Origin of the sequence: Streptomyces sp. NPDC088246 (assembly GCF_044741025.1) — a bacterium.
Taxonomy (GTDB): domain Bacteria; phylum Actinomycetota; class Actinomycetes; order Streptomycetales; family Streptomycetaceae; genus Streptomyces.
Map to the genome: position 1 here is coordinate 1 of NZ_JBIURV010000113.1, position 8,847 is coordinate 8,847.

General features: G+C 70.5%; 11 protein-coding genes and 1 pseudogene. 6 read left to right on the forward strand and 6 right to left on the reverse strand.

Annotated elements, in window-relative coordinates:
* Nucleotides 1–76 precede the first annotated feature (76 nt).
* A complete protein-coding gene (locus ACIPEK_RS45650; RefSeq protein ID WP_402008723.1) occupies nucleotides 77–874 on the reverse strand; it encodes an EamA family transporter in 798 nt (265 codons plus the stop codon).
* Nucleotides 875–1,006: 132 nt separating this feature from the next.
* On the opposite strand from ACIPEK_RS45650, the gene ACIPEK_RS45655 reads away from it, so the two are divergent.
* Nucleotides 1,007–1,564, forward strand: coding sequence for a CGNR zinc finger domain-containing protein (locus ACIPEK_RS45655; protein ID WP_402008725.1), 558 nt, complete (start codon nucleotides 1,007–1,009; stop codon nucleotides 1,562–1,564).
* A gap of 35 nt (nucleotides 1,565–1,599) precedes the next feature.
* Here the strand turns inward: ACIPEK_RS45655 and ACIPEK_RS45660 are convergent.
* The 5 genes and pseudogenes from ACIPEK_RS45660 to ACIPEK_RS45680 all read right to left on the reverse strand — a co-directional run.
* Nucleotides 1,600–1,881: pseudogene (locus tag ACIPEK_RS45660) on the reverse strand (hypothetical protein); the annotation flags it as partial.
* The gene (locus tag ACIPEK_RS45665; protein ID WP_402008727.1) at nucleotides 1,878–2,294 is read right to left on the reverse strand and encodes a hypothetical protein; all 417 of its coding nucleotides are present in this window, start codon (nucleotides 2,292–2,294) and stop codon (nucleotides 1,878–1,880) included. The pseudogene ACIPEK_RS45660 and the gene ACIPEK_RS45665, both read right to left, overlap by 4 nt.
* Nucleotides 2,246–2,746 (reverse strand): hypothetical protein, encoded by a 501-nt coding sequence (locus ACIPEK_RS45670; protein WP_402008729.1) that lies wholly within the window; start codon nucleotides 2,744–2,746, stop codon nucleotides 2,246–2,248. Before ACIPEK_RS45670 ends, ACIPEK_RS45665 begins: the two co-directional genes overlap by 49 nt.
* Nucleotides 2,747–2,814: 68 nt before the next feature.
* On the reverse strand, nucleotides 2,815–3,024 hold the full coding sequence (locus ACIPEK_RS45675) for a hypothetical protein (protein WP_402008731.1): 210 nt from the start codon (nucleotides 3,022–3,024) through the stop codon (nucleotides 2,815–2,817).
* Between the two features lie 142 nt (nucleotides 3,025–3,166).
* On the reverse strand, nucleotides 3,167–3,775 hold the full coding sequence (locus ACIPEK_RS45680; RefSeq protein ID WP_402008733.1) for a TetR/AcrR family transcriptional regulator: 609 nt from the start codon (nucleotides 3,773–3,775) through the stop codon (nucleotides 3,167–3,169).
* A 139-nt stretch (nucleotides 3,776–3,914) separates the two neighbouring features.
* Here ACIPEK_RS45680 and ACIPEK_RS45685 point away from each other — a divergent pair, with 139 nt between their 5' ends.
* The 5 genes from ACIPEK_RS45685 to ACIPEK_RS45705 are packed head-to-tail and all read left to right on the forward strand — an operon-like array spanning nucleotide 3,915 to nucleotide 8,772.
* A complete protein-coding gene (locus tag ACIPEK_RS45685; protein ID WP_402008735.1) occupies nucleotides 3,915–4,706 on the forward strand; it encodes a cyclase family protein in 792 nt (263 codons plus the stop codon).
* A gap of 53 nt (nucleotides 4,707–4,759) precedes the next feature.
* Nucleotides 4,760–5,692, forward strand: a complete 933-nt coding sequence (locus ACIPEK_RS45690) for a fumarylacetoacetate hydrolase family protein (protein WP_402008737.1) — start codon at nucleotides 4,760–4,762, stop codon at nucleotides 5,690–5,692.
* Complete coding sequence (locus tag ACIPEK_RS45695; RefSeq protein ID WP_402008739.1) at nucleotides 5,689–6,915, forward strand: thiolase family protein; 1,227 nt, start codon at nucleotides 5,689–5,691, stop codon at nucleotides 6,913–6,915. The genes ACIPEK_RS45690 and ACIPEK_RS45695 overlap by 4 nt, the downstream gene beginning before the upstream one ends.
* A complete protein-coding gene (locus ACIPEK_RS45700) occupies nucleotides 6,912–8,396 on the forward strand; it encodes an AMP-binding protein (protein WP_402008741.1) in 1,485 nt (494 codons plus the stop codon). The genes ACIPEK_RS45695 and ACIPEK_RS45700 overlap by 4 nt, the downstream gene beginning before the upstream one ends.
* Nucleotides 8,397–8,436: 40 nt before the next feature.
* Entirely contained in the window at nucleotides 8,437–8,772 is a 336-nt protein-coding gene (locus ACIPEK_RS45705) for a hypothetical protein (RefSeq protein ID WP_402008743.1), read from the forward strand.
* Nucleotides 8,773–8,847: the final 75 nt, after the last annotated feature.

Here is an 8,847-nt window from a genome sequence, read left to right on the forward strand (position 1 = left end):
CGGACCTCTTCCATCTCCTCAGGAGTCACAACTGAAAGAAGATCACAATCTATCCAACGAGGATCACTTGGGGTACCTAACAAAGTCCTACTAGCTGGCGTACGGTCAGCTGCTCGCGCAGCAGAAGGAAACCGACGGCCGCCGCCACGGCGGGGCTCAGTGCGAGAAGCACCCCGAAGGCGCGGGCATCGATACGCCGCAGCACCGTCATGTCCAGCACGTACGGAATCAGCGAGGACAGAAGAGCCACGAGGAGACCGATGAGGAGAACCGCCGGGTGGGTCGCCACCGCAACGCCGCCCGTGACAGCGGAGACTGGGGTCAAGACGCAAGCACCGCAGGCCAGCGCCAGCGACAGGCCCGTCCAGTCAGGAAACAGCCGTCCGACCCGCCGGCTCAGGGCCACATACCCGGCCCGGCACAGCGCGGCTGCGCCTCCCAGCACCAGCCCGGCAACGGACAGCGAGGCACCCGGGCCCGTCAGCAGCAGTACGCCCGCCAGTGCCAGCAACGCCACCACGAGATGCTCCAGCCGACGGGACAGAGCGATCGACAAGGCGAGCGGGCCGAGCAGTTCCACGGTCGCGGCCACGCCGATCGGCAGGCGGCTGATGGCCTGGAAGTACGCCACATTCATGGCCGCGAAGACCAAGCCGAGCGGGATCACTGCACGCCACTGCACCGCCGTGACCGTGCGCAGTGACGGCCGGACAAGCAGCCAAAGGATCGCGGCGGAGAAGAACAGCCGCATACCGGCCAGAGCCGAGGGACCGACGGATGCGTACGCCTCCTTGGCGACGGCCGACCCCGCCTGAAGACTGGCGATCTGGACCAGCATCAACGCCGGCGCCGTCGCGGTCCCCTGCCTCGACAAGCGGACAGCCTGCACCATCGTGCCTCCGAGTTCTCGTCGTATCCGGTGTCATCCGGCAGGCCACCCAAGGCCATACGGCGCTTCGGCCTGTCGCCCCGGTACAACCCGGTCACACGATGATGTAATTGTCTTATGCAGTTCAACCATTACGGCGGTGAGGCCGCCCGACTTGCCGCTGACCTGGTCAACCTGACCGAGGCACCCCATTCCGCAGACCTGGAACAGCTCCTGGCCGTGCACGGCGTGGTGAACCGCACGCTCACCACCGCGCAGGTCGAGACCATCTGGACATGGAGCCGGCGCCTGGCCGCGTGTTTCGGGCGACAGAACCTCGACGAGCGGTGCGATGCGGTGAATGCGCTCCTCGCCGACGCTTCGAGCAGCCCCCGTATCTCTCTGCACGACGGACAGCCCCACCTGCACTACAGCGCTACCGGCGCGGACCCGGCCGCGCACATCCGCGCCATCACCGCCGCCGGGCTCGCCTACGTCATCTGCTCCGCCGACGCCGAGCGGCTGGGACGCTGTGCACGACGCGACTGCTCTTTGGCTTTCGTTGACACCTCCCGCAACGGCAGACGCGCCTACTGCTCAGTGCGCTGCGCCAACAACGACGCCGTGGCCCGCCACCGCGAGCGACGCCATGGAAGCGCAACACTGACAACCAGACCAACAACACCACGCGCATAAAGGAAGTGCAGTTGGTGGCGCAGACATGGCGAGACGCCCATCCGCGACGAGGTGAGGGCTTCGCGGACGGTGGTGAGCATTGTGGCGTCGTCGAGCTTGGAGCGGCCGATCTGGAGGCTGGAGGCGCCCAGGCCGTTGCCGTGACCGACCTCCACGACTGGCACTCCGGCGACGTTCGCGGCGGTGGCGTAGGCACGGAGCTGGTCGGCGTCGAGCTGGTGGCCGACAGCGTGGTGGCCGTCGCGCAGGGTCGGGTCGTGCAGGAGGATCCGGGGCCGATCGTGCGGGTGTGTGTTCACGGGTGGGGTTCCCTTCATCGGGAGGCGGCGGCCGACTGCCCGGCGAGCAGGACGGCGGCGGCGTTGATGATGTCGACGCTTCCGGCGTGGCGGGGCAGGCGGCCGCCGGAGGCGGTCACCTCTACCGCGACCGAGATCCGGCCCGGGTCCACGGCGAGCGAGGTCACCTTGAACCCGGGCGTGTAGGCGCGCACGGCCTGGGCGGCGACCGCGATGCTCGCGCGGACCGGTGCGGGGCGGATGCCGTCCGCGTGGACGGTCATGGCCACCCGGAACGGCGGGGCGGGCCGGGCGGGGCTGAGGTTGACCATCACCTTCACGTCCCGGGTGCCGGTGAAGGTCCGGATCGCGGCGGACGTGGTGGCGATGTACTGGTCGAGGTTCAGGCGGGTGGCCCGGCTGGCGCTCGCGCTCGCCCCGGTGGAGACCACTCGACGTAGATGGGGGTGCAATGCTTAGAGATTACGTACAGGACCGGAATGGCCGCCTGCCCGCCACAGCTGACGAGGTTCACGTGCCGGTAGGCCGCCGACCGGTGGCTGTTGACCCCCGGGACGATGACCGTGCCAAGGCCCGTGGGGGTCAGGTCGATCAGCGTGGTGCCGGTCGGGCGCAGCGCCGCCCAGTGCTCGGCGTGACTGTCGGCGTTGGTGGCGTCGAAGACCACATCGAAGGGCCCGGCATCCACCACGGCGCGGATCCCGCCGGCCGTGGTCGGGTGGCCCATCTCGGCCGCCCGGACCAGCCCCAGGCTGTCCCGGTCGCGCCCTGCCACCAGGGCCATTTCCAGCTTCTGCGACTGGTGGATCTTGTCGGCGAGGTCGATCCCGATCAGGCCCGCGCCGAGTACCGCGACACGCAGACGCTGTTCATCAGCAGCCATCGGCCGCTCCTTCATTCAAGGGAAGGGGTGGTGCATGAGGGGTGCGGGGTTCAGCAGGGTGCTGCGGATCAGCGCACGCGCAGCTCGACCGGCGGAAGATGCGGCGAGCGGGCGCGCACCGTGCTCCGGGCCTCCAGCGGGAGGCTGGCGTGCACGGCCCCGGCCAGGACCAGCTGCCCGGCGCGCAGTTCGTCGCCGGCGCGGTGCAGCCGTCCGGCGAGCCAGGTCAGGGCACGGAGCGGGTCGCCGAGGACGGCGCGGCCCTCTCCGGTGGCCACCGCGGTGCCTTCCTTCAGCCCTTTATCTGCGCCTGGGCGCGGAGCATGAGGACATCGAGGCCCGGGGCATCGTGGTGACCCTGGCCCTAGGCGGCGCGCTGGTGACCGGCCTCGTCCGGCGCGGCCCGGGGGCGGGTGTGGGTCAGGTGCCGGACGGGGTGTCAGGTCTGGTTCCGGACAGCGCGTCCGTGTAGATGCCCGTCATCGCGGTCACAGCCCGTCGGCGGTTCAGGGCCGGGTCCAGGCGGTGCTGGATGTTGATTCCCAGGGTGCCGCCGAGCAGTGCCGCCGCGACGGCCTCCGGGTCGGTGACGTGCGCACCGGTCGCGCGCAGGTGGTCGGCGTACAGGCCGCGGATCTTGGCGTACTCCTCGGCGTACGTCGTGCGCAGGGCCGACTCGCGGCTCACCGCCTCGATCAGGAGTGCCGAGAAGATGTGCGCCTCGGGCCGGGACATCAGGGCGAAGTTCGCCTCGATCAGCGCCTCGATTCCAGCGTCCGGCCCGGCGGCGGCCAGGCGTTCGCGCATGAAGTCCGTGCCCCATCGGAACGCTTCCTCGATCACCGCCTTCAGCAGCCCGTCCTTCGAGCCGAAGTGCCAGGCCACGGAGCCCCGGCTGATGCCGGAGCGCTCCGCCACGGCCTGGACGGACGCCGCGGCGGACCCGCCCTCGGCGGCGAGTTCCCACGCGGCGGCCACCAGCCGGCGCTGGGTCTCGGCGGAGATCTCCTGCTTGCGGGTCGCACCCACGCGGTGTCCTTCCCAACGTTGCGGCGGCCTGACACGGCCGATTCTGCCACGCCGGCCGGGCGGCGCCGGGCGGCGAACTCTTGCCTATGCTATCGGTCCAGTTCTATGCTGAGCGTCCAATAACTAAGGAAGGTTCGTCATGGAACTGATCGACCTCACCAGGACGCTGGACCCCGCCGACCGCGAGCGGCTCCCCGAGCAGCTGCGCCCGCTCGCCCCGGTGATCGCGCCAGCCGTGGCCTACGCGCACCCGACGGGCGAGGGCCGAGAGCAGTTCGCCGCCGCCATGCACTGCAGCGTCGAGGACCTGCCCGACGGCGAGGGCTGGGGCGCGGAACTGCTCACCGACTTCAACTCCCACCTCGGCACCCACGTCGACGCCCCGCTGCACTACGGCTCGACCTGCGAGGGCAGGCCCGCCCGCACCATCACCGACATCGCCCTGGACGAGCTGTGGTGCGAGGCGCTCGTGCTGGACCTGCGCGACCGATGCGAACCGGACGCCCCGATCACAGTCGAGGCGCTGGAGTCCGCCCTCGCCGACAACGGCGCCCCGGTCCCGGCCGGCGGAGCGGTCCTGCTGCGCACCGGCCAGGAGGGGTACGGGCTGTCCGACCCCGCGTTCTTCCGCTACCCGGGCATGAGCCGCGAGTCGACGTTGTTCCTGGCCGACCTCGGGGCCAAGGTCCTGGGCACCGACGCCGCGGGCTGGGACCTGAGCTTCTCCGTGATGGCGGGCAAGTTCCGCGACAGCGGCGACAACTCCGTGCTGTGGGACGGCCACCGGGCCGGCCGCGAGCGGGAGGTCTTCATCGTCCAGCAGCTGACGAACCTTGCCGCGCTGCCCCCGTCGGGGTTCCGGGTGGCGTTCTTCCCGATCAAGATCGCCCGCGCGAGCGCCGCCCCGGCCCGCGTCGTGGCCTTCGCCTGACACCCGATCCCCGCAGACCGACCCCTGCACCCTGTTGAGGAGAGGAACCGACCGTGAAACTCGCAACCGTGGAGCACGACCGCGTCGAGCGGACCGCGCTCGTACTCGATCAGGGCGAGCGCCTGTTGCTGCTCGACCGCGCCCACCGCCTGGTGACCGGCGAGCACGCCCCCGCGCTGACCACCATGCAGACAATCATCGACGGCGGCGAACCCGTGCGGCAGACCCTGCAGCGGCTTGCCGAACAGGCCCCGTCCGAAGCGGTCGTCGCCGCGTCCGAGGTGCGCTGGCTGTCCCCGCTGCCCAGGCCCGTACAAATCCGGGACTTCGGCAGTTTCATGGATCACTTCCGCAATGCCCGCTCCCGGATCCAGGGCATCCCGGCCGACCAGGTCGAACTACCCGCCATCATGCTCGAACGCCCGCTGTACTACGTGACCAACCGGCTCTCCGTGACCGGCCACGACAGCGACATCCACTGGCCCGCATACTCCTCGGTGCGGGACTACGAGCTGGAGTTCGCCTGCGTGCTGGGCCGCGGCGGCACGGACATCCCCACGGCGGACGCTCCGTCGTACATCTTCGGCTACACAATCTTCAACGACTTCAGCGCCCGCGACACCCAGCTGGAGGAGATCGCCACCGGGCTGGGCCTGAGCAAGAGCAAGGACTTCACCGACTCGAACGTCCTGGGCCCGTGGATCGTCACCGCCGACGAGCTCGGCGACCCGTACCTGCTCACGATGACCGCCCGCATCAACGGTGAGGAGGCCAGCCGGGGCACGTCCGCCGACATGCACCACACCTTCGCCGACATGATCGCCTTCGCCTCCCAGTCGACCCGGCTGCACGCCGGAGAGATCCTGTGCTCGGGCACCGTGCCCACCGGCTGCGGACTGGAGCACGGCCGCTTCCTGGAACCCGGCGACACCGTGGAACTCGAAGTCTCCGGCCTGGGCGTGCTGCGCAACCGGGTCGTGTCATGAACCGCGAAGCACTCATCCTCGGCGTCGGAGCCACCCCCTTCGGCCGCCACCTCGACCGCAGTGCCGGCGACCTCGCCGGCCAGGCCGCGCACGAGGCGCTGCGCGACGCCGGGCTCGCCCCGGCCGACGTCGGCGCCGTTTTCCACGCCACGGTCAGCCAGAAGGCGATCGACGGCCAGCACATGATCCCCGGCCAGGTCGCCCTGCGCCCGCACGGGTTCGCCGGGGTACCCGTGGTGAATGTGGAGAACGCCTGCGCGGGCGGTGCCACAGCCCTGTGGCTGGCGATCGCCCACGTGCGGGCGGGCCTGTCGGACGTCGCCCTGGCCGTCGGCGTGGACAAGCTCGTCTGCGCCGATCCCGCCCAGGGGCTGGCGGTGTTCGACGGGGCCATGGACGTCGCCCACCGCGAGGAGACCCTGGCCGCGCTCGCCGCCCTGACCGACCCCCTGCCGCCCGAATTGTCCGTGGACGGCGACCGGTCGGTGTTCATGGAGATCTACGCCTCCCTGGCCCGCGCCCACATGCAGCGCTTCGGCACCACCGAAGCCCACCTGGCCGCGGTCTCGGCGAAGAACCACGCCCACTCCGTCCACAACCCCCGAGCCCACTTCCGCCGAGCGTTCACCGCGGAGGAGATCCTGGCGGCGCGGCGGGTGGCGTGGCCGCTGACGGTGCCGATGTGCTCACCAGTCAGCGACGGGGCCGCCGCCGCCGTCGTGACGCGGGCCGACTCCACCCGTGACGAGTCGGCCGTGGCGGTACTGAGCAGTGCCCTGTTGTCGGGCACCGACCGGGCGACGAACGATGCCGCACGGCACATCGGCCGCCGGGCCGCGCTCGCCGCCTATGAGAAGGCCGGCATCGGTCCGCAGGACGTCGACGTGGCGGAGGTCCACGACGCCACCGCCTTCGGAGAGATCCAGCAGGCGGAGAACCTGGGATTCTGCCCGATCGGCGACGGCGGCCCGTGGTCGGCCTCGGGTGCAAGCGCACTCGACGGCGCCCTTCCGGTGAACCCGTCGGGAGGACTCCAATCGCGCGGCCACCCGGTTTCCGCCACCGGACTGGCGCAGGTCTTCGAACTGGTCACGCAGCTGCGCGGCCGGGCGGGCGGGCGCCAGGTCCCCGACGCGCGCATCGCCATCGCCGAGAACGGCGGCGGCCTCTACGGAATCGAGGAGGCGGTGGCCGCCGTGACCATCCTGGGGAGGACCCGATGAGACCCGGCTACGCGGACCTGATCCTGTCGGCGCTGCGCAGGCGGCCCGAGCGCACCGCCTTCCGGTTCACCGGCGACGACGGGACGAAGCACACCTGGACCTACGGTGAGACCGCGGAACGGATCGAACGCACCGCAGCCGCGTTCGGACGACTGGGCCTGGCCCCCGGCGACGGGCTCGCCCTGCTGTGCGGCCCGAACCCGCAAGCGTTCACCGTCATGGCCGCCGCCTGCCTGGCCGGACTGCGCTACACCGCCCTGCACCCGCTGGCCACCGCAGACACCGACCGGACCATCCTGCGCGACAGCGCCTCCGACTACCTGATCGTGGACGACACACGCTTCGCCTCCCGCGCCCGCCCCGACGGCACCAAGACGATCACCCTCGCCGAACTCGACCGCCTCGCCGCCGACACACCCCCCGGCCCCGACGACCCGCGCGGCCCCGCCCTCTACCTCTTCTATACCGGCGGCACCACCGGCGAACCCAAGGGCGTGATGCTGCGCGACCGCTCACTGCTCGCCAACGCCTGGGCCTGCTCCACCTGGGCCTGGCCGCCGGACACCCACTTCCTGATCACCACCCCCATGTCGCACGCCGCCGGCCTTCTCGTCGCACCCGGCCTGCTGCACGGCGCCAGCTTCGAACTGCACCCCTCCTTCGACCCGGATCGCGTCATCGACGCGATCGAGCACCACGGCGTGAGCGCCACGTTCGTCGTCCCCACGATGCTCTACGCGCTGCTCGACCACCCCCGGCTCCCCGCAGCCGACCTGTCGGGGCTGAACTGGGTCCTGTATGGTGCCGCACCCGCCGACCCCGCCCGGCTCGCCCAGGCCTACCGGCTCTTCGGCCCCGTGCTCAGCCAGCACTACGGCCAGGCCGAGGCCCCCAACGCGCTGACCGTCCTGGACCCGGCCGAACACCGCGACGACCCGACCGTCCTGGGCAGCTGCGGCCGGCCGATGCCCGGCGTGGAGATCACCCTGCGCGACCCGCACGGCCGGGAAGTACCGGCCGGCGAGCCAGGCGAACTGTGCGTACGAGGACCGCTCGTGATGGACGGCTACTGGAACAAGCCCGAGCAGACCGCAGCCGCTCTCGAAGGAGGCTGGCTCCACACCGGGGACGTCGCCCGCAGGGACGACAGCGGCCTGATCACGATCATCGACCGGATCAAGGACACCATCATCACCGGCGGGTTCAACATCTACCCTCGCGAGGTCGAGGACACCCTCGCCACCCACCCAGCCGTCGCCGTCGCCGCCGTCTACGGCACACCCGACCCGCACTGGGGCGAAGCCGTCACCGCCACCGTGGTCCTGCACGCCGGACAGCACGCCACCCCCGCCGAGCTGATGGACCACGTCCGCGCCCGCAAGGGCACACTCTGGGTCCCGAAGCAGTTCCACCTCGTCGACGCGCTACCCCTCACCGCCCTGGGCAAGATCGACAAGAAGAAACTCCGCAACCAGTCCTGACCAGAAGGGAGTTCCGGCCCGCATCCCCGAGGGCGATCAGGTGGCTGAAGTCCCCGGCCTCACCTACATGATCCGAACTCTCGGCGACCTGGTGAGTGGAAATGACAAGCTGCTGCGCGCCGCCCGCGACATGCTGCCCAACCCCGAGAACAGCATCGAGGCCATCGCGTCTCTGCTCGGCGCCTCGGTCGGCACTCCCTACAACCACTATCGCCTGCCCACCCGCCTCGCTGTACCCGTCATGCTGGCCGCCTCCGAACGTCACCAGCTCAAGAAGATGGCATACGGCCAAGATCCCGCACCACGCTCGGCAGCGGGCCACGATCGTGCTGCTCGCGGCCCCAAGGGTGCTCGAAGGCACTGTCACGTTGACTGACCGGGTGGGATGATCTTCTGGTTGGTCATGCTGGGAGGGGTCGTCCGTGGACAGCGCATCGCCGTCGTACAAGGG

Bases quoted from the DNA above. Each gene is read 5' to 3' on its own strand.
- ACIPEK_RS45655 (WP_402008725.1), top strand. From the start codon at position 1,007: ATGCAGTTCAACCATTACGGCGGTGAGGCCGCCCGACTTGCCGCTGAC.
- ACIPEK_RS45670 (WP_402008729.1), bottom strand. From the start codon at position 2,746: ATGGCTGCTGATGAACAGCGTCTGCGTGTCGCGGTACTCGGCGCGGGC.
- ACIPEK_RS45685 (WP_402008735.1), top strand. From the start codon at position 3,915: ATGGAACTGATCGACCTCACCAGGACGCTGGACCCCGCCGACCGCGAG.
- ACIPEK_RS45695 (WP_402008739.1), top strand. From the start codon at position 5,689: ATGAACCGCGAAGCACTCATCCTCGGCGTCGGAGCCACCCCCTTCGGC.
- ACIPEK_RS45700 (WP_402008741.1), top strand. From the start codon at position 6,912: ATGAGACCCGGCTACGCGGACCTGATCCTGTCGGCGCTGCGCAGGCGG.